The sequence below is a fragment of the Nonomuraea sp. NPDC059194 genome, assembly GCF_042754765.1.
GTDB lineage: Bacteria > Actinomycetota > Actinomycetes > Streptosporangiales > Streptosporangiaceae > Nonomuraea.
Genome location: NZ_JBHZBH010000014.1, coordinates 130,129 through 152,514 on the forward strand (window position 1 = coordinate 130,129; position 22,386 = coordinate 152,514).

At 69.9% G+C, this 22,386-nt stretch carries 20 protein-coding genes; 14 read left to right on the top strand and 6 right to left on the bottom strand.

What is annotated here, in order from left to right:
• The 3 genes from secF (at nt 1) to ACFXJ8_RS19300 (ending at nt 4,131) form a co-directional block, all read left to right on the top strand.
• Nucleotides 1-1,008, top strand: coding sequence for a protein translocase subunit SecF (gene secF, locus ACFXJ8_RS19290; protein WP_379645265.1), 1,008 nt, complete (start codon nt 1-3; stop codon nt 1,006-1,008).
• A 229-nt stretch (nt 1,009-1,237) separates the two neighbouring features.
• A complete protein-coding gene (locus tag ACFXJ8_RS19295; protein ID WP_379645266.1) occupies nt 1,238-1,759 on the top strand; it encodes an adenine phosphoribosyltransferase in 522 nt (173 codons plus the stop codon).
• 176 nt (nt 1,760-1,935) lie between these two features.
• Nucleotides 1,936-4,131 (top strand): RelA/SpoT family protein, encoded by a 2,196-nt coding sequence (locus tag ACFXJ8_RS19300; protein WP_379645267.1) that lies wholly within the window; start codon nt 1,936-1,938, stop codon nt 4,129-4,131.
• Here the strand turns inward: ACFXJ8_RS19300 and ACFXJ8_RS19305 are convergent.
• From ACFXJ8_RS19305 to ACFXJ8_RS19320, 4 genes are all read right to left on the bottom strand, one after another.
• Nucleotides 4,109-5,155 carry a hypothetical protein gene (locus ACFXJ8_RS19305; protein ID WP_379645268.1) on the bottom strand — a complete coding sequence of 349 codons (1,047 nt, stop codon included), beginning with the start codon at nt 5,153-5,155 and terminating at the stop codon, nt 4,109-4,111. The genes ACFXJ8_RS19300 and ACFXJ8_RS19305 overlap by 23 nt on opposite strands.
• Nucleotides 5,152-6,207 (bottom strand): TOMM precursor leader peptide-binding protein, encoded by a 1,056-nt coding sequence (locus ACFXJ8_RS19310; protein ID WP_379645269.1) that lies wholly within the window; start codon nt 6,205-6,207, stop codon nt 5,152-5,154. Before ACFXJ8_RS19310 ends, ACFXJ8_RS19305 begins: the two co-directional genes overlap by 4 nt.
• Before the next feature lie 321 nt (nt 6,208-6,528).
• Nucleotides 6,529-7,779, bottom strand: a complete 1,251-nt coding sequence (locus tag ACFXJ8_RS19315) for a DUF349 domain-containing protein (RefSeq protein WP_379645270.1) — start codon at nt 7,777-7,779, stop codon at nt 6,529-6,531.
• A 38-nt stretch (nt 7,780-7,817) separates the two neighbouring features.
• A complete protein-coding gene (locus ACFXJ8_RS19320; protein ID WP_379645271.1) occupies nt 7,818-8,672 on the bottom strand; it encodes a peptidylprolyl isomerase in 855 nt (284 codons plus the stop codon).
• 139 nt (nt 8,673-8,811) lie between these two features.
• Here ACFXJ8_RS19320 and ACFXJ8_RS19325 point away from each other — a divergent pair, with 139 nt between their 5' ends.
• Genes ACFXJ8_RS19325 through aspS form a run of 3 tightly spaced genes read left to right on the top strand, consistent with a single transcriptional unit; the run spans nt 8,812 to nt 12,499 of the window.
• Nucleotides 8,812-9,492, top strand: a complete 681-nt coding sequence (locus ACFXJ8_RS19325; protein ID WP_379645272.1) for an MBL fold metallo-hydrolase — start codon at nt 8,812-8,814, stop codon at nt 9,490-9,492.
• On the top strand, nt 9,492-10,751 hold the full coding sequence (hisS, locus tag ACFXJ8_RS19330; RefSeq protein WP_379645273.1) for a histidine--tRNA ligase: 1,260 nt from the start codon (nt 9,492-9,494) through the stop codon (nt 10,749-10,751). Before ACFXJ8_RS19325 ends, hisS begins: the two co-directional genes overlap by 1 nt.
• Nucleotides 10,748-12,499: an aspartate--tRNA ligase gene (gene aspS / locus ACFXJ8_RS19335; RefSeq protein ID WP_379645274.1), complete on the top strand. Its 1,752-nt coding sequence runs from the start codon at nt 10,748-10,750 to the stop codon at nt 12,497-12,499. Before hisS ends, aspS begins: the two co-directional genes overlap by 4 nt.
• Nucleotides 12,500-12,552: 53 nt before the next feature.
• Here the strand turns inward: aspS and ACFXJ8_RS19340 are convergent, their stop codons facing one another.
• Nucleotides 12,553-13,755 carry a cytochrome P450 gene (locus ACFXJ8_RS19340; protein WP_379645275.1) on the bottom strand — a complete coding sequence of 401 codons (1,203 nt, stop codon included), beginning with the start codon at nt 13,753-13,755 and terminating at the stop codon, nt 12,553-12,555.
• 57 nt (nt 13,756-13,812) lie between these two features.
• Nucleotides 13,813-14,709: a peptidylprolyl isomerase gene (locus ACFXJ8_RS19345; protein ID WP_379645276.1), complete on the bottom strand. Its 897-nt coding sequence runs from the start codon at nt 14,707-14,709 to the stop codon at nt 13,813-13,815.
• Nucleotides 14,710-14,898: 189 nt separating this feature from the next.
• Between ACFXJ8_RS19345 and ACFXJ8_RS19350 the strand changes: the two genes are divergently transcribed.
• The 8 genes from ACFXJ8_RS19350 to mltG all read left to right on the top strand — a co-directional run bounded on the left by ACFXJ8_RS19350 (nt 14,899) and on the right by mltG (nt 22,218).
• Entirely contained in the window at nt 14,899-15,354 is a 456-nt protein-coding gene (locus tag ACFXJ8_RS19350; protein ID WP_379645277.1) for a DUF2231 domain-containing protein, read from the top strand.
• Nucleotides 15,355-15,423: 69 nt separating this feature from the next.
• Nucleotides 15,424-16,668, top strand: a complete 1,245-nt coding sequence (locus ACFXJ8_RS19355; RefSeq protein ID WP_379645310.1) for a replication-associated recombination protein A — start codon at nt 15,424-15,426, stop codon at nt 16,666-16,668.
• Nucleotides 16,665-17,057 carry a VOC family protein gene (locus tag ACFXJ8_RS19360; RefSeq protein WP_379645278.1) on the top strand — a complete coding sequence of 131 codons (393 nt, stop codon included), beginning with the start codon at nt 16,665-16,667 and terminating at the stop codon, nt 17,055-17,057. The genes ACFXJ8_RS19355 and ACFXJ8_RS19360 overlap by 4 nt, the downstream gene beginning before the upstream one ends.
• Before the next feature lie 97 nt (nt 17,058-17,154).
• On the top strand, nt 17,155-17,529 hold the full coding sequence (locus ACFXJ8_RS19365; protein WP_379571603.1) for a DUF948 domain-containing protein: 375 nt from the start codon (nt 17,155-17,157) through the stop codon (nt 17,527-17,529).
• A complete protein-coding gene (locus ACFXJ8_RS19370; protein WP_379645279.1) occupies nt 17,526-17,774 on the top strand; it encodes a hypothetical protein in 249 nt (82 codons plus the stop codon). Before ACFXJ8_RS19365 ends, ACFXJ8_RS19370 begins: the two co-directional genes overlap by 4 nt.
• Nucleotide 17,775: 1 nt before the next feature.
• Entirely contained in the window at nt 17,776-20,448 is a 2,673-nt protein-coding gene (alaS, locus tag ACFXJ8_RS19375; protein ID WP_379645280.1) for an alanine--tRNA ligase, read from the top strand.
• A gap of 1 nt (nt 20,449) precedes the next feature.
• Complete coding sequence (gene ruvX / locus ACFXJ8_RS19380) at nt 20,450-20,935, top strand: Holliday junction resolvase RuvX (protein ID WP_379645281.1); 486 nt, start codon at nt 20,450-20,452, stop codon at nt 20,933-20,935.
• Entirely contained in the window at nt 20,932-22,218 is a 1,287-nt protein-coding gene (mltG, locus tag ACFXJ8_RS19385; protein ID WP_379645282.1) for an endolytic transglycosylase MltG, read from the top strand. The genes ruvX and mltG overlap by 4 nt, the downstream gene beginning before the upstream one ends.
• Nucleotides 22,219-22,386 lie beyond the last annotated feature (168 nt).

Here is a 22,386-nt window from a genome sequence, read left to right on the forward strand (position 1 = left end):
ATGGGACTCGGGCGTCGCCTCTACCGTGGCGAGATCGATGTCGACTTCGTCGGCCGCCGCAAGCTCTGGTACGGCCTGTCGGCCTTCCTCATCGTCTTCTCCCTCGCGGGGCTTGTCTTCAGCGCCGTCACCAACGGCAGCCCGCTCAACCTGGGCGTGGAGTTCAAGGGCGGCTCGGTGTTCTCCTTCACCGCGCCGAAGGCCGGCATCGAGCAGGTCCGCGAGACCATGACCGACGCGGGCGTCCACCAGCCGATCGTCCAGCAGGCCGGCACCGGCGGCTGGCGGGTGACCACCGAGACCCTGGACGAGGCCAACCTCACCAAGGTGCAGCAGGCGGTCTCCAAGGACCTCGGCGTCGACGCCAAGCAGATCTCCATCACCTCGATCGGCGCCTCGTGGGGCGGCGAGGTGGCGACCAAGGCCTGGATCGGCCTCGGCGTGTTCATGCTCGCGATCATCCTGTACCTGAGCATGGCCTTCGAGCCGAAGATGGCGCTGGCGGCGATCGTCGCGCTGATCCACGACCTGGTCATCACCGCGGGCATCTACGCGTGGTCGGGCTTCGAGGTCACCCCCGCCACCCTGCTGGGCTTCCTCACCATCCTCGGCTACTCGCTGTACGACGCGGTCGTCGTGTTCGACATGATCAAGGAGGTCACCGCCAAGCTCGGCACGACCTCCAAGAAGACGTACACGATGGCCGCCAACGACGCGCTCAACCACACACTGATCAGGTCGCTGAACACCTCGCTCGTCGCCATCCTCCCGGTCGCGGCGATCCTGTTCATCGGCACCACGGTGCTGGGCGCGGGCACGCTGAAGGACCTCTCGCTCGCCCTGTTCGTCGGCATGCTCGTCGGCACGTACTCCTCGCTGTGCGTGGCGACGCCGCTGCTGGTGACGCTGAAGGAGCGCGAGCCGAAGTACCAGGCGATCGCCAAGCGTCTGGCGGCCACCGGCGGGGGCAAGGGCGGCGCCAAGCGGCCCGCTACCGCCAAGAACTGACCACCACGGCCTGACGCCCTCGCCCCCGCACCAGGGGACGAGGGCGTCGCTCTGCCGCCACCCAGAGGGTTTCAGTGCCGGGGCGTCGGTCTGCCGTCAGGCGGGTGGGTCCGGTGTCGTCGGCGGGGCCGGTTTGTGGGAAGGTGATGCGTCCGGCAGGCAACGCGCGGCCGAAGAGACGCGGCCGACGAGACGTGCAGACGATGGACGAAGAGGGAGAGAGCCCGACGTGAGCGAGCTGAGCCAGCTGATCCTCGACCGGATCAGGGACGTCAACGACTACCCGAAGCCGGGCGTCGTGTTCAAGGACATCACCCCGCTCCTGGCCGACCCGCAGGCCTTCGGCGCGGTCGTCGACGAGCTCGCGGGGCTTTTCCCGGACGTCGACAAGATCGTCGGCATCGAGGCGCGCGGCTTCATCCTGGCCGCCCCCGCCGCCTGCCGCGCCCAGGCGGGGTTCGTGCCGGTCCGCAAGAAGGGCAAGCTGCCCGCCGCGACCCTGGAGGCCTCCTACGACCTGGAGTACGGCTCGGCCACCATCGAGGTGCACCAGGACGCGTTCGTCCCCGGTGACCGCGTGCTCATCGTCGACGACGTGCTGGCCACGGGCGGCACGGCCGAGGCGACGGTGGAGCTGGTCAGGCGGACGGGCGCCGAGGTCGTCGGCGTCGCCGTACTCATGGAGCTGGCCTTTCTGAAGGGTCGCGAGCGGCTGCCGGACGTCGACCTGCGGGCGCTCGTGATCGTGTGATTGCCGACCGGCCGACACGTGGTCGACGCACCTGGATACACTGAGGGATCTGGACTCGAACGTGAGGAGTCTGTGTGCCCCGTGAGGTAGTCGTGCCCGACGCAACCGAAGCCGGAAATTCCGATGGAGGGTCCGGCGTTCCTTCGGTGCGTCGACGACGGTTTGGGGGTGGGGCCATGAATCCGGTGCTGGAACCGCTTTTCAGGACGGTCCGCGCCACCCATCCCAAGGCGGATCTTCGCCTCATCGAGCGTGCCTACGACGTGGCCGCCTACCATCACCGCGACCAGAAGCGGAAGAGCGGCGACCCGTACATCACCCACCCGCTGGCCGTGGCGACGATCCTGGCCGAGCTCGGCACCGATGACGAGACCCTGTGCGCGGCCCTCCTGCACGACACGGTCGAGGACACCGCCTACAGCCTGGAAGAGTTGCGCGGCGACTTCGGCGACAAGATCGGGCTGCTCGTCGACGGCGTCACCAAGCTCGACAAGGTCAAGTTCGGTGACGCCGCGCAGGCCGAGACCGTGCGCAAGATGGTCGTGGCGATGTCGCGCGACATCCGGGTGCTGGTCATCAAGCTCGCCGACCGCCTCCACAACATGCGCACGATGCGCTACCTGCCGGAGCACAAGCGACACCAGAAGTCCCGCGAGACGCTGGAGATCTTCGCCCCGCTGGCCCACCGCCTGGGCATGAACACGATCAAGTGGGAGCTCGAGGATCTCGCGTTCGCGATGCTGTATCCGAAGCGTTACGACGAGATCGCCCGGATGGTCTCCGAGCGGGCCCCGCGCAGAGACCTGTTCCTGCAGGAGGTCATCGAGAAGGTCTCGGCCGACCTGCGCGACGCCAAGATCCGCGCGGTGGTCAAGGGCAGGCCGAAGCACTACTACTCGGTCTACCAGAAGATGATCGCCCGCGACGTGGCCTTCGACGACATCTACGACCTGGTGGGCATCAGGGTCCTCGTCGACTCGGTCCGCGACTGCTACGCGGCGCTCGGAACGATCCACGCGCGGTGGAACCCGGTGCCCGGCCGGTTCAAGGACTACATCGCGATGCCCAAGTTCAACATGTACCAGTCGCTGCACACCACGGTGATCGGTCCCGAGGGCAAACCGGTCGAGCTGCAGATCCGCACGCACGCGATGCACCACAGGGCCGAGTACGGCGTGGCCGCCCACTGGAAGTACAAGGAGGAGGCGGGCGCTCCCGGCCCTTCGGGCAAGGTCAAGCCGGGCGGCGACATGGCGTGGCTGCGCCAGCTCCTCGACTGGCAGAAGGAGACCTCCGACCCGGGCGAGTTCCTCGAGTCGCTGCGCTTCGACCTGTCGGTGTCGGAGGTCTACGTCTTCACCCCGCGCGGCCAGGTGGTGGCGCTGCCCGAGGGCGCCACGCCCGTCGACTTCGCCTACGCCGTCCACACCGAGGTGGGCCACCGCTGCATCGGCGCCCGCGTCAACGGCCGCCTGGTGCCGCTGGAGTCCCGCCTGGGCAACGGCGACACCGTCGAGATCTTCACCTCCAAGTCGCCCGACGCCGGTCCTTCGCGTGACTGGCTGAAGTTCGTCAAGTCGGGCCGGGCCCGTAACAAGATCAGGCAGTGGTTCTCCAAGGAGCGCCGCGAGACCGCGATCGAGGCGGGCAAGGAGGCCATCGGCAGGGCCATGCGCAAGCAGGGCCTGCCGCTGCAGCGGCTCATGTCGGGCGAGGCGTTGCTCGCGCTGGCCCGCGACCTGCGCTACCCGGACGTCTCGGCCCTCTACGCGGCCGTCGGCGAGGGCCACATCGCCGCGCAGGCGGTCGTGCAGAAGCTCGTGGCCTCCATCGGCGGCGTCGACAGCGCCGAGGAGGACATCGCCGAGGTCTCGCTGCCGACCAGGCTCAGCCGCCGTCCCAGGGGCGGTGGCGGCGCGGGCGTGGTGGTGGCGGGCGACTCCGACGTGTGGGTACGGCTGTCGCGCTGCTGCACCCCGGTGCCCGGCGACGACATCGTCGGCTTCGTCACCCGCGGCCACGGCGTCTCGGTCCACCGTTCCGACTGCTCCAACGTGGAGCAGCTCAAGGAGCAGCCCGACCGCCTCGTCGAGGTGACATGGGCGCCCAACGAGGACTCGGTGTTCCTGGTGGCGATCCAGGTGGAGGCGCTCGACCGGCCGCGCCTGCTGTCCGACGTCACGCGCACGCTGTCGGACCAGCACGTCAACATCCTGTCGGCGTCGGTGACCACCTCGCGTGACAGGGTGGCCGTCAGCAAGTTCACCTTCGAGATGGGCGACCCCAAGCACCTGGGCCACGTGCTGAAGGCCGTGCGCAGCATCCAGGGCGTCTACGACGTCTACCGGGTCAGCGGAGCCTCGGGCGGATGAACACCCACAGGTACAGGCCCCAGCCGAAGGCGACGATCGCCAGCGTGAGCAGCGGCAGCACCGAGGAGCCGAGTTCGGCGAGCGCCTGCCTGCACACCGCGACCGTGATCGGCACGGTGTAGCCGAGCAGGTAGGCCAGCCCGAGCACGCGTCCCGCGACCAGGAACCAGGCGTAGGTCCGCACGGCGCGCGGCGCGTCCTCGCCGCTGCGGCGCAGGTGGGCCTGGGCGTCGGCCATGAGGTTCTTGTTGCCGGTGGCGTTGGCGAAGGCGTAGTAGACGTCGGTGCGCATGAAGAACAGGAACTGCCAGACGATCTGCGAGGCGCAGATGACCACCACCAGGCGGGCGACGGCGTTCTCCGTGACGTACAGCAGGCAGAGGCCGGCGGCGGCCAGGAACAGGTCGGTGCGCATGCCGGCCAGGTGGGCGCGGTAGCGGGCGCGGCGGGGCAGCCGCCAGACGCCGGTGACGTTGGTCTGCACGACGAGGAACTGCAGGCGGGTGCCGAGCGACAGCTCAGCCCGCACGCCGAGCGATCGGGCGGCCAGGATGTGGCTGAGCTCGTGGACGAAGACCAGCACCCACGAGCCGATCGCGAACGACAGGGTGAAGGCCAGGCTGTTCGACCACACCAGGCCCGACATGCCGGACACGATCCGCGGCCTGGCGACGACGGCCGCGAGGGCGCACAGGGCCGTCAGCGCGACGACGGCGTTGGCCGCGGGGGAGAAGAGCCAGCGCACGTGTTGCGGCCTGACGCGGTCCCAGGGGCTCGGCGGGAGGTCGGGCTCCTTGAGCAGCCCCGCGCCGTCCAGGCCGCCGACGAAGGCCGCCACGTCCACGTCGGCGCCGTGACGCTCCATGACCTCCTTCCTGACCTCCTCGACCGTCCTGGTGCCGTCCAGCAGCGCCAGGACCTTCGCGGCGATGCCCGGCACGTTGACGAACGTCGAGCCGTTGCCCACCACGTAGTCGTCGGGGCCGTCCTCGACCACGCTGAGGAAGCTCAGGTCGGGCCTCACCCGCAGACCTCGCAGTCGCGCAGCCGCTCGAACGGGTGGGCGGTGGTGGTCAGGTCGAGCAGGTTCAGGTGCACCGTCCTGTCCTCGATGGCGGGCGGTCCCGTGCCGGTCAGGTGGCGGACGATCTCGGCGGACAGCAGGCCCGAGACGGCGGCGCAGAGGGGGCCGAAGGCGGGGATCGTGCGACCGGCGTTGTCGGCGGTGGGCAGTTCGGCCGAGCCGTACCGCTCGGCTAGCGCGCGCTCCCTGCAGGCGAGGCATCCGGTCCTGCCGGGCACCACGAGCGGGCCGATCAGGCCCACGTGCTGGTTGAAGCCGCCGGTCACGAACGGCACGCCCGCCCGGACGCAGGCCCTGTTGACCCAGCGGACGATGTGCGGCTGCGGGGTGTCGACGGTGTTGACCACGAAGTCCGCGCCCTGGACGGGGACGTCGTCCGGCCCCTCGATACGGCGCTCGACCTCGACGATCTCCGCGTCGGGCGCGTGCGCGCGCAGCCTGTCCGCGGCCGCGCCGACCTTGGGCCTGCCGAGGTCGGCGGTGGTGTAGAGGTGCTGGCGGTGCAGGTTGGACGGTTCGACCAGGTCGTCGTCGACGAGCGTCAGCCGCCGCACGCCCGCGGTGACGAGCTGGACGGCGACCGCGCCGCCGATGGCACCGGCGCCGAGCACCGTGATCCGCATGTCGGCCAGATCGCGCATGGCGGCGACCGCCCGGCCCGCGGGATGGAACATCGACAGGAACAGCGCCTGTCGCGACAACCGGTCGTCGGCGGCCAGCGCGGAAAGATCGCTCTCGGTGACCAGGAGACGGGCGGCGAGCAGCTGTCCGATCGCCGCGTCTATCTCGTCGGCGGTGACACCGTCAAGCAGCCGGTAAAGCTCCTGTCGCGAACGCGGACGCCCGGCGCAGAGCCTGAACAGCTCGCGCAGCGGCTTTTCCGCGGAGGAGAGCACGCGGCCGGTCGGCGGAAAATCGCCGAGCCTGACCTGTTCACGGGAATCGTCAATGAACAGGGGGAACGCCGGATTCACCTGAATCCGTTCGCGCATGGGCGGGGCTCCGTGAGAGGCGGTGCGGGGCCTCTGTCGAGGCCCCGCACGAACGGTTCAGCAGCTGTTGCTGTTTCCGGTCGTCTCCACCTCTTCGACGGGCTTGATCTCGATCGTCATCTTGACCCTTTCGCCGATATCCGAGAGCCCTGTGATCGTAAGAAGAAAAGAGGAAAAAGGGGGAGGCCCAATGACCCTCTGTGATCACATTTGTGCGCCGATTTGCCCGGGAATCGGGAAAGATTGAATCTCAGACCGGATTTCGCCGAAAAGGCTCCGGGCGGCACGGCCGGCCCGGAGCCTTTGGGATCAGCTGAACGATCAGCTGAACTCGGCGAGCGTGCGCTCGGCCTCCTCCAGCCACGAACGGCGGGCCGCCAGCGCCTCCTCGGCGTCCTTGACGTCCTTGGCCCGCCCGGCGGCCTGGGCCTTGGCGAGCTTCTTCTCCAGCTGCTCGATCGAGGTGCGCAGCTGGTCGACCGCGCTCTGGGCGCGGGCCCTCGCCTCGGGGTTGGAGCGCTTCCACTCCGCCTCCTCGGCCTTGCGCACCGCCTCGTCGACGCGGCGCAGGCCGCCCTCCAGCCGGTCGCGCTGCTCGCGCGGCACCGCGCCGACAGCCTCCCAGCGCTCCAGCATCGAGCGCAGCGCGGCGCGGGCGGCGCGCGGGTCGGTCACCGGCAGGATCTTCTCCGCCTCGGCCAGCAGCACCTCCTTGGCCTCGGCGTTGGCGGCCAGCGAGGCATCACGCTCGGCGAAGACCGCCGACCGGGCCTGGAAGAACTGGTCCTGCGCGGCCTTGAAACGGCCCCACAGCTCGTCCTCGGCCTCGCGCGAGGCCCTGCCCGCCGACTTCCACTGGTGCATGAGCTCGCGGTAGACGGCGGCCGTCTGGCCCCAGTCGGTGGAGTCGGCCAGCGCCTCGGCCTCCACCACGATCCGCTCCTTGAAGGCCCGGATGCCCTCGCGCTGCTCGTCGAGCCCGGCGAAGTAGGCCTTGCGCCGCTTGGCGAAAGCCGTACGGGCGGCCGACAGCCGCTTCCACAGCGTGGCCTCGGTCACCCGGTCGATGCGCTCGGCGGCCTTCCACTCCTCCACCAGCTGGCGCAGCCGCTCACCACCCGACTTCCAGTGGGTGGTCTCGTCGGCGATGCGCTCGGCCTCGGCGACGATGCGCTCCTTGACCGCCTTGGCCTCGGCCCTGGCCACATCGCGCGCCGCCTTGACCTCCTCGCGGCGCTTGGCGACCAGCTCCGTCAGCGCGTCGAGGCGCTTGACGAGCGCGCCGAGATCGCCGATGGCGTGCGCGTCGGCCACGGCCTCGCGCAGCTTGACGATGGTGGCCTCGGCCTGCGCAGGAGCCAGGTCGGTGCCCTTGACGCGCTGTTCGAGCAGCTGCACCTGGCCCGCCAGCTCGTCGTACTTGCGGTGGAAGTAGGCCAGCGCCTCTTCGGGCTCACCGGCCTGCCAGGACCCGACGGCCCGCTCTCCCTCGGCCGTACGCACGTAGACGGTGCCGTCGTCGTCTACCCGGCCCCACGGGTCGGTGCTCACCGTGTCCTCCCGCACTCTCATCAGACCCTTCGGGGACTACTGCCCCTAGTTGTATTACGTCAGCTCTTGGCAGAGATTGTCACGTCTTTGATTTCGACCGTCTCCTTGGGTGCCCCGGTGCCGTCCGGACCAGGAGTGAGGACGCCCGCCTTGTTGACCTTGTCGAGGATGTCGAGACCCTTGGTGATGGTACCGACAGGCGTGTAGTCGGGGCTCAGCCCGATGTCGCCGAAGACCAGGAAGAACTGGCTGCCCGTGGTGCCGGGCTCGCTGGTCTTGGCCATCGCCATGACGCCGCGCTTGTAGGTGGCGCCCTCCAGGTTCTCCTCGGTCAGCCGGTAGCCGGGACCGCCCTGGCCGTCGGTCTGCGCCTTGCCGTCGGCCTTGGCCGTCGGGTCGCCGCACTGCAGCATCGGGAACTGCGCGCTGCCCAGGCGGTGGCACTTGCTGCCGTTGTAGTACTTCTTGGCGGCCAGGTGCTTGAGCGAGTTGACGGTGCAGGGGGCCTTGACGCCGTTGAGCTCGACGACGATGTCGCCCTGGCTGGTCTTCAGCGTCATGGTCGCGTCCTTGGCCTCGGCCTTGGCCGGCGGCAGCCCGACGTCCTTGACCGTGCCGCTGGTGTCGGGGAGGTAGCCGCACTCGCCCGTCGCGGGGTCGAAGGGCTTGGGGCCGGCCACGGCCGACGCCGAGGCGGTGGGGGCGGCCGACGGCGGCTCGGAGGCCGCGGTGTCGCCGCCGCCGCCGAGCAGGGCGACCGCGGCGATGATGCCGCCCACGACCACGACGACGCCCACGGTCGACCCGATGACGGCGGTGCGCTTGGTCTTGGTCTCGCGTTCGACACGACGCTGCATCTGCCGCTCGTAGTGCTCGCGTGCCAGCTGGCGCTGGCGGTCCTTGCCCGTGGACACCGCTTTGCCTCCCTATCGAATCAACTGAGGTGGGCGAATCGTATCGGCCAACCGGTAATGGTTCGCAGCCCAGCGGCCAGCACCGGTACGCTTCGGTTACATTCTCATCCGCATTCTTGACGAGACTCAGCCGAGGCAGATGCTCATCGCAGGCTTCCCCGCAGGGGCGTTCCAGACCAACTGCTACCTCGTGGCGCCAGCCGCCGGCGAGGAATGTGTGATCGTCGATCCTGGTCAGGACGCCGTCGACGGCGTCGACGACCTGCTTCGCGAGCACCGGCTGAAGCCCGTCGCGGTCCTTCTCACCCACGGTCACCTCGACCACGTCTGGTCGGTCGCCCCCGTGTGCGGCGCCCGCGACGTCCCCGCGTGGATCCACCCTGAAGACCGCCACCTGCTGAGCGATCCCGCCGCGGGCTGGTCCCCGACCTCCAACCAGCTGTTCGGGGGCATCACGCTGAGCGAGCCCGACGACGTGCGCGAGCTGTCCGACGGCGCGGTCATGGAGCTGGCGGGCATGGAGTTCGTGGTCGACCACACCCCCGGCCATACCAGGGGGTCGGTGAGTTTCAGGCTGCCTCCAGAGGAGATCATGTTCTCGGGAGACCTGCTGTTCGCCGGCTCCATCGGCCGCTCTGACCTGCCGGGTGGCGACTACCCGACGATCCTGCGCAGCCTGGCCACCAAGTGCCTGCCGCTGCCGGACGAGACGGTCGTCCTGCCGGGCCACGGACCGCAGACCACGATCGGCCGCGAGCGCGCCACCAACCCTTACCTCAAGGAAGCCGCGCCGCACGCCGGTCCCACACGAGGGATCTGATGACTTTCCAAGCACCCAAGGGCACCTTCGACTGGCTGCCGCCCCGCTCCGAGCGGGTCCTCGCCGTGCGCGAGACTCTCGTCGCCCCGGTACGGCAGGCGGGCTACGGCTACGTCGAGACGCCCGTCTTCGAGGACACCGAGCTGTTCAAGCGCGGCGTCGGCGAATCCACCGACGTCGTGGCGAAGGAGATGTACACCTTCCCCGACAAGGCGGGCAGGTCGCTGACCCTGCGCCCCGAGGGCACCGCTCCCGTCGTGCGCGCCGTCCTGCAGCACAACCTGCACACCGGGCAGCTGCCGGTGAAGCTCTGGTACTCCGGCAGCCAGTTCCGCTACGAGCGGGCGCAGAAGGGCCGTTACCGCCACTTCTGGCAGGTGGGCGCCGAGGCGCTCGGCGCCGAAGACCCGGCCCTCGACACCGAGCTGGTCGTGCTGGCCTGGCGCGGCTTCCGCGACCTCGGCCTGCGCAACGTCAGGCTGCTGCTCAACTCCCTCGGCGACAGGGCGTGCAGGCCCGGTTACCGGGCCGCGCTGCAGGACTTCCTGCGCGCCCTCGACCTCGACGAGGACACCAGGGCCAGGATCGAGATCAACCCGCTGCGCGTGCTCGACGACAAGCGCCCCGAGGTGCAGGAGCAGCTCAAGGGCGCGCCGCTGGTCGTCGACCACCTGTGCGCGGCGTGCAAGGCCTACCACGAGGAGGTCCGCGCCCTGCTGACCGCCTGCCAGGTGCCCTTCACCGACGACCCGCGCCTGGTGCGCGGCCTCGACTACTACACCCGCACCACCTTCGAGTTCGTCCACGACGGGCTCGGCTCACAGTCGGCCGTCGGCGGCGGCGGGCGCTACGACGGGCTCAGCGAGGTCATCGGCGGGCCCGCGCTGCCCAGCGTCGGCTGGGCGCTCGGCGTCGACCGCACGATCCTGGCGATGGAGGCCGAGGGCCTGCTCGACGACGAGGCCGCCGGCCGCGTCCAGGTGTACGGTGTCCCGCTGGGTGACGAGGCGCGCCGCCGGATGTTCCTGCTCGTCGAGGAGCTGCGCACGGCGGGCCTGGCGGCCGACATGGCCTTCGGCGGCAAGGGGCTGAAGGGCGCGATGAAGGGGGCCGACCGTTCGGGCGCCCGGTTCGCGCTGATCCTCGGCGATCGTGACCTGGCGGCGCAAGCCGTACAAGTGAAGGACCTGACCACCGCAGAGCAGACCGAGGTGCCGCTGGCCCAGGTCGCTGACGTCTTGAAGGGAAAGCTGCAGTGATTCGCACGCACAAGGCCGGGGAGCTCCGCAAGGAGAACGCCGGGCAGCAGGTGACGCTGGCGGGCTGGGTGGCCCGCCGCCGTGACCACGGCGGGGTCGTCTTCATCGACCTGCGCGACGCCTCCGGCTCCGCCCAGGTGGTCTTCCGCGAGGAGGACGACGCCCACGGCCTGCGCAGCGAATACTGCGTGAAGGTGATCGGCGAGGTCAGGATCCGCCCCGAGGGCAACGCCAACCCCGAGCTGCCCACCGGCGAGATCGAGGTCGTCGCCTCCACCGTCGAGGTGCTGAGCGAGTCCGCGCCGCTGCCGTTCCCGATCGAGGGCAGCACGGGGGTGTCGGAGGAGGCGCGCCTGCGCTACCGCTACCTCGACATCCGCCGCCAGCAGGTCGCCAACGCGATGCGGATCCGCTCCAAGGCCACCTACCTGGCCAACGAGGTGATGAACGAGCACGGCTTCGTCTACGTCGAGACGCCGACGCTGACCCGCTCCACCCCCGAGGGCGCCCGCGACTTCCTGGTGCCGGTGCGCCTGCAGCCGGGCAACTGGTACGCGCTGCCGCAGTCGCCCCAGCTGTTCAAGCAGCTGCTGCAGGTGGCCGGTCTCGAGCGCTACTACCAGCTGGCCAAGTGCTACCGCGACGAGGACCTGCGCGCCGACCGGCAGCCCGAGTTCACCCAGATCGACGTCGAGATGTCCTTCGTCGACCAGGAGGACGTGATCGCCGTCGGCGAGGCGCTCATCAGCCGGATCTGGAAGGAGATCCTCGGCTACGAGCTGCCCACGCCGCTGCCGCGCATGACCTACGCCGACGCGATGGCCCGCTACGGCTCCGACAAGCCCGACCTGCGCTTCGGCCAGGAGCTCGTCGACCTGACGGAGTTCTTCAAGGACACCACCTTCCGCGTCTTCCAGGACGAGTACGTCGGCGCGGTCGTCATGCCGGGCGGGGCCTCGCAGACCCGCAAGGAGCTCGACGGCTGGCAGGAGTGGGCCAAGTCCCGCGGCGCCCGCGGCCTGGCCTACGTGCTGGTGCAGGCCGACGGCACGCTCGGCGGCCCGGTCGCCAAGAACCTGTCCGAGGTCGAGGTGGCCGACCTGCCCGGCAAGGTCGGCGCGAAGCCGGGCGACGCGATCTTCTTCGCGGCCGGCGCCCGGCACTCCTCGCGCGACCTGCTCGGCGCGGCCCGCCTGGAGATCGGCCGCCGCTGCGGTCTGATCGACGAGTCGCAGTGGTCGTTCCTGTGGGTGGTCGACGCGCCCATGTTCGAGCCGGTGCACGACGAGGTCGGCCGCGAGATCGGCTGGACCGCGGTCCACCACCCGTTCACCGGGCCGAAGCCCGAGTGGGCCGACAACTTCCAGGACCACCCCGGCGAGGCGCTGGCCTACGCCTACGACATGGTCTGCAACGGCATGGAGATCGGTGGCGGTTCGATCCGTATCCACCGCGCCGAGATGCAGCAGCGCGTCTTCGACGTCCTCGGCATCTCCAAGGAGGAGGCCGAGTCGAAGTTCGGCTTCCTGCTCGAGGCGTTCAAGTACGGCCCGCCCCCGCACGGCGGCATCGCCTACGGCTGGGACCGGATCTGCATGCTGCTGTCGGGCGGCGAGTCGATCCGCGACGTGATCGCCTTCCCGAAGACCGCCTCGGGCTTCGACCCGCTGACGAGCGCGCCCACGCCGATCACGGCCGAGCAGCGCAAGGAGGCGGGCGTCGACGCCAAGCCGAAGGACGACGCCTAGCGCTTTGGATGAGCCGGTACGGCCTGCCGTACCGGCTCATCGCGCCTCAGCCGTCAGCCGCGCCGGATCGTCACCGGAAGGGCGGCCAGGGAACGCAGGATGGAGCCGCTGAAACGCCAGCTCAGCTCCCGCTCCTCGCAGCCGAGCTCGATGTCAGGCAACCGGCGCAGCAGCGAGCCGAAGGCGATCTGGCCCTCCATCCGGGCCAGGGGAGCGCCCAGGCAGAAGTGGATGCCGTGGCCGAAGGCGACGTGGCGGTTGTCGGAGCGGGTGACGTCCAGGTCGTCGGCCTGCTCGAACACGCTGGGGTCGCGGCCTGCCGCGCCGATCGAGACGTGCACGAAGCTGCCTTTCGGGATGGGCGTCCCGGCGATCTCGAGGTCCTCCAGCGCGATGCGGAAGGTGCCGCGCTCCACCGGCGCGTCGTAGCGCAGGAACTCCTCGACCGCGTTCGGCAGCAGGTCGGGCTCGGCCCGCAGCAGGTCGAGCTGGTCGCGGTTGCGCAGTAGGGCCAGCATGCCGTTGCCGATGAGGTTGACCGTCGTCTCGTGGCCGGCGATCAGCAGCAGCGCCAGCGTCGAGACCAGCTCCTGCTCGCTCAGCTCGGTGCTGGTGACCAGCGCGCCGACCAGGTCGTCGGTGGGCTTGGCGCGCCGTTCGGCGATCAGCGCCTCGAAGTAGCCGCGCAGCGCCGTGCTGGCCGCCTCGTTGTCCCTGGCCTGTTCCTCGGTGAGGACGGGGTTGACCAGCGTGCCCGACCAGGCGCGGAAGTCGGCCCTGTCGGCGTCGGGGACGCCCAGCAGCTCGCAGATGACGATGATCGGCAGCGGGAAGGCGAAGGCGTCGATCAGCTCGATCCGGTCGCCGTCGAACGAGTCGATCAGCTCGTCGGTGATGTGCTGGACGCGCGGGCGCAGCTGCTCGATCCTGCGCGGGGTGAACGCCTTCTGCACCAGGCGCCGCAGCCGCGTGTGGTCGGGCGGGTCGGACATCAGCATGTTGTCGGCCAGCACCGGGTTCTGCTGCGACACCGCGTCGCGGAACCACTCGGGGCCGTTCGTCAGGCTCTTGGACAGGCGCGGATCGTTCAGCGCGGGCCTGGCGTACTCGTAGTCGACGATCACGAACGAGCTGGCGCCGGGCGGGAAGTCGATCGGGTGGACTGGCCCCTTCGCCCGGAGTCCGGCGTAGACCGCGTACGGGTCCGCGCTGAACTCCGGGGAGAAGAAGAACTCGAACGGCAGTTTGTCGGTCACAGCTCCAGCGTGCCCCGGGTGGGCCGGGCGGCGGCGCGGGTGTGACCTGAATCACCACTAGGAGACGCGGACATCCTTGATGACGACCGGGTTCTTCGGCACGGTCGTGCCGCCGTCGCCGGTGACGTCGTTGGGGTTGACGATGAGGTCCTTCTCGCCCTTGGCCAGGCCCAGCATCATGTCCATGCCCTTGCTGACCACGCCCAGCACGCCGTACTCGCCCTGGATCTGGGTGTTGTCGTTCGACAGCGAGATGGCGAACTGGCTGCCGTTCTGCCCCGCCGCGCCGCTCGGCTGGGTGATGAAGACCACGCCCTGGGTGTACGGCATGCCGATGTTCTCGTCGGGGTAGGTGAAGCCGGACGAGCCCTGACCGTCGGTGGGGTTGACGCCGTCGGCCTTGGCCAGCGGGTCGCCGCACTGCAGCAGGTGCAGGCCGGACACGTCGGGCGTGACCAGGCGCTGGCACTTGGTGCCGTCGAAGAAGTTCTTCTTGGCGAGGAAGGCCATCGCGTTGGCCGCGCACGGGGCCTGCTCGGTCATCAGGTCGATGACGATCTGACCGCGGTTGGTGTCGATCGTCATCTGCTTGAGCTTCTTGTTCGGCTTCTTGCCTGGCATCCCGACGAACTTCGTCGGGATGGCGGGGTCGTCCTGCTTCTTGTAGGTGCACGAGATCGGCCCCGTAGAGGCCGAGGGGGCGGCCGAGGGCACCGCGGGCACCGAGGTGCTGGCCTTGGGGGAGGCGGAGGGCGACTCGGCGGCCATCGGCTTGGCGTCGCTCGTGCCGAGCATCGTGGTCGCCGCGATGATGCCGCCCGCCACGAGCGCCACCGCCACTCCCGCGCCGATGAAGGTGTTCCGCTTGGCCTTGGCGGCCTGCTCGGCCGCACGCTGCGCCTGCCGCTCCTTGTGCTCCCGCGCCAGCTGGCTCTGGCGGTCTTCGCCGCTCACCGGTATTTCCTCCACGTTTGCCGACACATGACCAAACTGCTCCGCGCATGCTATCGGGCTTGGGAATGTGCTGGACGTAAGGAGCTGGAGGGAGAGATGGGGCTTATGTCCTGAGAAGTAGATGAGAAACCGGTCTCAGCGAACCTCGGCGTGGTGGGATCCGTAGTCATATGAGAACGGAGTCATGAAATGTTCAACGAGATCCTGGGGCTACCCGCCCACCCGCTGATCATCCACTTCGCCGTGGTGCTCACCCCGCTGCTGGTCGGCGCGTCCGTCGTCTACGCCCTCGTGGCCCGCTTCCGGCCGTACCTCGGATGGGCGGTGGTCGCTCTGGCGGTCGCCTCGCCCCTCGCGGTGTTCGCCGCCCGCCAGAGCGGCGCGGCCCTGAAGGAGGCGCGCTTCGCCCAGGTGGAGGGCGACCTCGGCCAGCGCATCGCCGAGCACCAGAGCTTCGCCCTGCCGTTGCTGCTGACCACGGTCGGTCTGGGCGTCGCCTCCCTGCTGATGGTCTACCTGACGCGCGCCAAGCTGCGCGTGCCCGCGCTGGCGCTGTCGGCGGTGAGCGTGGTGCTGGCCGTGGCGGCCGGCTACTACGTGTTCCGAGCAGGGGATTCGGGCGCCAGGGCGGTGTGGGGCCTGTAGGCTCGGTTTGTGGAGAGTCTGTTCGATTCGGCCGCTGAGGAGGCCACTCCCCAGCCCCTCGCGGTGCGGATGCGCCCTCGCACCCTCGACGAGGTGCTCGGCCAGCGCCACCTGCTCGGCCAGGGCACGCCGCTGCGCAGACTCGTCGAGAGCGAAGCGCCGATGTCGCTGTTCCTGTGGGGGCCTCCTGGCACCGGCAAGACCACGCTCGCCTACGTGGTCGCCGGGGTCACCAAGCGCCGTTTCGTCGAGATCTCCGCCGTGTCGGCGGGCGTCAAGGACGTGCGGGCGGCCATCGACAACGCCCGCCGCGAGCTCGGCATGACGGGGCGGCAGACCGTGCTGTTCGTCGACGAGGTGCACCGCTTCAACAAGGCCCAGCAGGACGCCCTACTGCCCGCCGTGGAGAACCGCTGGGTCACCTTCATCGGCGCCACCACCGAGAACCCCTTCTTCTCGGTGATCTCGCCGCTGCTGTCGCGCTCCCTGCTGCTGACGCTCGAGTCGCTGTCCGACGACGACATCCGCGCCGTGCTGGAGCGGGCCGTCACCGACGAGCGCGGCCTGTCGGGCCGCAACACGCTGGCCCCCGAGGCGCTGGAGCATCTGGTACGGCTGGCCGGCGGCGACGCGCGCCGCTCGCTGACCTACCTGGAGGCCGCCGCCCTGCTGGCCGACGACATCACCGTCGAGGTCGTGGAGAAGGCGGTCGACAAGGCGGCCGTCCGCTACGACCGCCAGGGCGACCAGCACTACGACGTCATCAGCGCCTTCATCAAGTCGATGCGCGGCTCCGACGCCGACGCCGCCCTCCACTACCTGGCCCGGATGATCGAGGCGGGCGAGGACCCGCGCTTCATCGCCCGCCGGATCGTCATCTTCGCCTCCGAGGACGTCGGCCTGGCCGACCACACCTGCCTGCAGACCGCGGTCGCCGCCGCCCAGGCCGTGCAGCTCATCGGCCTGCCGGAGGCGGGCATCAACCTGGCCCACGCCGTCATCCACTGCGCGCTGGCGCCCAAGTCCAACGCCGTCGTCAAGGCCATCGGCGCCGCGGGCGACGACGTGCGGCGCGGCCTGATCGGCCAGGTGCCCGGTCATCTGCGCGACGCCCACTACCCCGGCGCGGCCAAGCTCGGCCACGGCAAGGGCTACAAGTACCCCCACGACTTCGAGCACGGCCTGGTCCGCCAGGACTACGCGCCCGAGGAGGTGCGCGAGCGCCGCTACTACGAGCCGACCAGACACGGCGCCGAGGCGGGCGTCGCCGAGCGCTGGGCCCGCATCCGCGACTTCCTGCGCGGCTCCGCATGAGCCTGCACCACGTCGAGCTGTGGGTCGACTCGCTGGAAGCGGTGCTGCCCGGCTTCACCTGGCTGTTCGGCAGGCTGGGCTACGAGCCCTTCCAGGAGTGGGAGGGCGGCAGGTCGTGGCGGCACGGGGCGACCTACATCGTCGTGGAGGAGTCGCCCGCGCGGGTGCGCGAACCGTACGACAGGATGCGGCCAGGCCTCAACCACCTGGCCTTCCACGCCGACGACGTCGACGCGATCGTGGCGGAGGCCGGAGCGCACGGCTGGAAGCTGATGTTCGCCGACCGGCATCCGCACGCGGGCGGTCCCGACCACTACGCGGCCTACCTGGAGAACGAGCAGGGCTTCGAGGTCGAGCTGGTCGACTCCGCGTGGTCGCGGGCGAGGTGAGCCGCTCGGCGCGACATGCCGCCGACAGGCCGTCGCGTGGTATCAGGCACGATAGGGTCTTCTCCATTCCACGACGCCAACGGGGACGGATCCGCTGATGCTGACCGCAGGAGAACTGGCCGGGCTGATCGTCGCCATGGCCTGGGCGATCCTCGTCTGCTTTCTGGCCATGGTGCTCGTCAAGCTCGCGCGGCTGCTCAGGGAGACCACCAAGCTGGTCGCCGACCTCAACGAGCGGGTGGTGCCGCTGCTTGAAGACATGAGCATGACGGTCAACGAGGCCAACAGGCAGCTCGTCGCCGTCGAGGCCATCACCAGAGACGTCAAGCAGGTCAGCGGCCACGCCGCCAAGCTCAGCGCCGTCACCCAGACCATCTTCACCGGGCCGCTGATCAGGGTCTCCGCGCTCAGCCACGGCGTGCGCAGGGCCATCGAGGCCCGCAAGCACCCGCGCAGCAGGCGGCGTCGATGATCAGGCGACTGTTCTACATGGCGCTCGGGGCGTTCGGCGCCCTCTGGGTGATGCGCAAGCTGCAGTCGCTCAAGCCCGACCACGTGGCCCGCAGAGCCGCCGACAGCGCCAGCGGGCTGCTGCTGCAGGTGAGAGACTTTACCTCGGACGCGCTCGGCGAGGCCGCCGACCGCGAAATCGAGTTGCGATCCCGCTTCGGGCTCGACAACTCTGACACAACCACTAACGCAAAGGATGGCCGCTGATATGGAGTCGGCAGAGATCGCCCGCCGCTTCCTGCGCTTCTTCGAGGAGCGTGGGCACAAGGTCGTGCCCTCGGCCAGCCTGATCGCTGAGGACCCGACGCTGCTCCTGGTGCCCGCGGGCATGGTGCCCTTCAAGCCGTACTTCCTGGGGCAGCGCAAGCCTCCGGCGGCCCGGCTGGCCAGTGTCCAGAAGTGCGTGCGCACTCCTGACATCGAGGAGGTGGGCAAGACCACCCGGCACGCCACCTTCTTCCAGATGCTCGGCAACTTCTCCTTCGGCGACTACTTCAAGGAGCAGGCGATCCCCTTCGCCTGGGAGCTCCTGACGAGGTCGGAGTCCGACGGCGGCTTCGGCTTCCCCGAGGAGAAGCTCTGGGTGACGGTCTACCTCGACGACGACGAGGCGATCGACATCTGGCACAACAAGGTCGGCGTTCCGATGGAGCGCATCCAGCGCCGCGGCCTCGAGGACAACTACTGGCACATGGGCGTGCCAGGTCCCGGCGGCCCCTGCTCGGAGATCTACTACGACCGCGGCCCCGAGTACGGCAGGGACGGCGGCCCCGTCGCCGACGAGGACCGCTACCTCGAGGTCTGGAACAACGTCTTCATGCAGTACCAGCTCAGCGCGGTACGCAGCAAGATCGACTTCGACGTGGCGGGCGAGCTGCCGGCCAAGAACATCGACACCGGCATGGGCCTCGAGCGCATGGCGACGATCCTGCAGGGCGTCGACAACCTCTACGAGATCGACACCACCTACAAGATCCTCGACAGCGCCGCCGAGCTCACCAAGACCCGCTACGGCCGAGACCCGCGCGCCGATGTCAGCCTGCGCGTCATCGCCGACCACGTGCGCACCGGCACCATGCTGGTCGCCGACGGCGTCATGCCCAGCAACGAGGGCCGCGGCTACGTCCTGCGCCGCATCCTGCGCCGCTCCATCCGCAACCTGCGCCTGCTCGGCTCGGGCGACGAGCGCTACATGCACGAGCTCACCGAGGTCACCATCAACGCGATGGGCGAGACCTACCCCGAGCTCAAGGTCGACGCGCCGCAGATCCACGCCGTCATCGACGCCGAGGAGGCCTCCTTCCTCGGCACGCTGCGCACCGGCACGGCGATCTTCGACGTCGCGGTCGAGGAGACCAAGCGCAAGTCGGGCACCACTCTGTCCGGCGACCAGGCATTCCAGCTCCACGACACCTACGGCTTCCCCATCGACCTCACCCTGGAGATGGCCTCCGAGCAGGGGCTCAAGGTCGACGAGGATGGCTTCCGCCGCCTGATGAAGGAGCAGCGCGAGCGCGCCAAGGCCGACGCGGCGGCCAAGAAGACCGGCAACGCCGACATCTCCGTCTTCGGCCAACTGCTCGAGAACGCGGGCAAGGTCGAGTTCCTCGGCTACGACCTGACCACCGCCGAGTCCAGCGTGGTCGGCATCCTCGTCGACGGCGCCTCGGTGCCCGTGGCCGGCGCCGGCACGAACGTCGAGGTCGTGCTGGGCCGTACCCCGTTCTACGCCGAGGGCGGCGGCCAGCTCGCCGACCAGGGCGTGCTGCGCACCTCGGGCGCGCAGGTCGACGTGCTCGACGTGCAGTCGCCGATCAAGGGCCTGGTCGTGCACAGGGGCACGATCCGCTCGGGCGAGCTGCGCGTGGGCGACGAGGTGCAGGCCGAGGTCGACGTCGAGCGGCGCAAGGCGATCTCGCGCAGCCACAGCGCCACCCACCTGGTGCACCGCGGCTTCAAGAACGCTCTCGGGGAGACGGCGGCCCAGGCGGGCTCGGAGAACTCTCCCGGCCGCTTCCGCTTCGACTTCACCTCCTCCGGCGCGGTCCCGCCCAGCGTGCTGCGCGACGTCGAGGACGAGGTCAACGCGGTCCTCATCAACGACCTCAAGGTCAACGCCTTCTACACCTCCCAGGCCGAGGCCAGGGCGATGGGCGCGCTGGCCATGTTCGGCGAGAAGTACGGCGACGAGGTCCGCGTCGTGGAGATCGGCGACTACTCCCGCGAGCTGTGCGGCGGCACCCACGTCCACTCCTCCGGCCAACTAGGCCTGGTCAAGGTGCTGGGCGAGCAGTCGGTCGGCGCGGGCGTGCGCCGCGTCGAGGCGCTGGTCGGCATCGACGCCTTCCGCTTCCTGGCCCGTGAGTCACTGCTGGTCGCCCAGGTGACCGAGCAGCTCAAGGTCCGCAGGGAGGAGCTGCCCGAGCGCATCGAGGGCATCGTCTCCCGGCTGCGCACCGCGGAGAAGGACCTGGAGAAGCTGCGCTCGGCCCAGGTGCTCCAGATCGCCGGCGAGCTGGCCGCGCAGGCCCATGACCTGCACGGAGTCTCCGTCGTGACGCACCGCGCGCCTGATGGCACTGGCCCCGATGATCTGCGTAAGCTCGCGCTTGACGTGCGCGGCAGGTTCCCTGGCGACCGTCCGGCGGTCGTCGTGCTCGCCGGGGTCCCCTCTGACCGGCCTGTGGTGGTTGCCGCGGTCAACGAGGCGGGGCGCGAGCGGGGGCTCAAGGCCGGGAGACTGGTCGGCGTCGCCGCCAAGGCGCTTGGGGGTGGCGGTGGCGGCAAGGACGATGTCGCTCAGGGCGGGGGCACCCGTCCTGAGGCGATCGACGAGGCGTTGCGCGTGGTCGCTGAGACCATCGCGGGGCAGCTCGCCTGACATGAGGTTCGGCGCGCGACTCGGCGTCGATGTCGGGTCGGTACGCATCGGAGTGGCTCGCAGCGACCCCTCGGGGACGCTGGCCACTCCGGTGGAGACCGTCCGGCGCGGCGCGGGAGACCTCGACCGCATCGCGGCCCTGGCCGCCGAGCACGAGGCCATCGAGGTGATCGTGGGGCTGCCCACGTCGCTGTCGGGCCGTGAGGGCCAGGCCGCCGCCCTGGTCCGCTCCTTCGCCGCCGACCTCGCCGTACGGCTGGCGCCGGTGCCGGTGCGGCTGTTCGACGAGCGGCTCACCACGGTCGCCGCCCAGCAGGGGCTGCGCGCCAGCGGGGTCAAGGCCAAGAAGCAGCGCTCCGTCGTGGACCAGGCGGCGGCCGTCGTGCTGCTGCAGGACGCCCTCGACGCCGAACGGGCCACTCAGCGGCCACCGGGCAGACCCGTCGATCCGCCCCCCACCGGGGCGGACGGCGGGGCTGCCCGGTGAGCGGGCCGCAGGACGAGGGGCCCCGCCCACCGCGAGGCTACTCCCTTGACGACACCGCTCCGCTGCCGGCCGCCGAACTGCCTTCGGCGCAAGAGCCCGGCGGCGACGACGGCGACTCGCTGGCCGAGGTGATCCCGTTCGCCAGGCCCACCGAGGACGAGGACCAGGGCGGCGGTGACGGGCCCGACATGCCCGCCGCTGGCGCAGTGATCCCGCTCGGGGCGGCCGACGACGAGCGGGCCGCCCGTGGCAGGGACGCCCTGCGCAGGGCCGGGTTGCTGGCGGGCGGTGCCGCCGCCTCGATGCTGGCCCTCGGCGCCGCCGCATTCGTGGTGCTGAAGCCGTACCTCATGCCCGACGACTTCGACGGGTCGGGCGCGGGCACGGTCACCGTCCGGATCGACCCGGGAGCCAGCGCCGGCGACATCGGCGCGCTGCTGGCCGACGCGGGCGTGGTCGCCAGCGCCAGGTCGTTCGCTAACATCGCGGAGGAACGTTCCAAAGCGGCCAACCTCCATCCGGGGTCCTACCTGCTGCGCAAGGGGATGGCCGCGGCCGCGGCGCTCGACCTGCTGCTGGCTCCAGGCTCGCGGGTGGTCAAGCGGGTCACGCTGCCGGACGGCATGCGGCTGGCGGAGGCGCTGGCGCACGTGGCCAGGCAGTCGGGCATCCCGCTCAAGGACTTCCAGACCGCCAGGGTGCCGACCCTCGGCCTGCCGGGCTACGCCCGTGGCCTCGAAGGCTTCCTGTATCCGGCGACCTACGAGGTGGAGCCGGGCATGACGGCGACCGACCTGCTGCGCCAGATGATCACCCGGTTCAAGCAGGCCGCGGCGAGTATCGAGATGGAGTCGCGCGCCGCGCGGGTCAAGCTCTCGCCGCTGGAGGCCGTCACCGTGGCCAGCCTCGTCCAGGCCGAGGGCGGCAGGGACGGCGACTATCCGAAGATCGCTAGAGTGATCTACAACAGGCTGCGGAGCGGCATCCCGCTCCAGCTCGACGCCACCGTCACGTACGCGCTGAACAGGCGGACGCTGAAGGTGACGCACGACGACACCAAGGTGCGCTCCCGGTACAACACCTACCGGCACAAGGGGCTGCCCCCGGGGCCGATCGCCAATCCGGGGGAGAAGGCGCTCCTGGCGGCGGTCAACCCGGCCAAGGGGCGCTGGCACTGGTTTGTCACGACCAACCCGGAGCATAGAATCACGAAATTCACCGACAAAGAGAGTGAGTTCGTGAGATACCGGGAAGAGTTGAACGACTACCTCGGGACACATTGATGCTGATCGGGACCTTCTTAGTCCCGCCGAGGCCCAGGGCCGGGGTGGGGGCGTTCGCGCTTGCCGCATCCCCTAGCATGGCTACCCATAGTGATAACCGCTGGTCACCGGCTAAAGGCCGGCGGATCCCCTCGTTCGGCTCGGTAACCCCCACCGGTTTGGCGTACC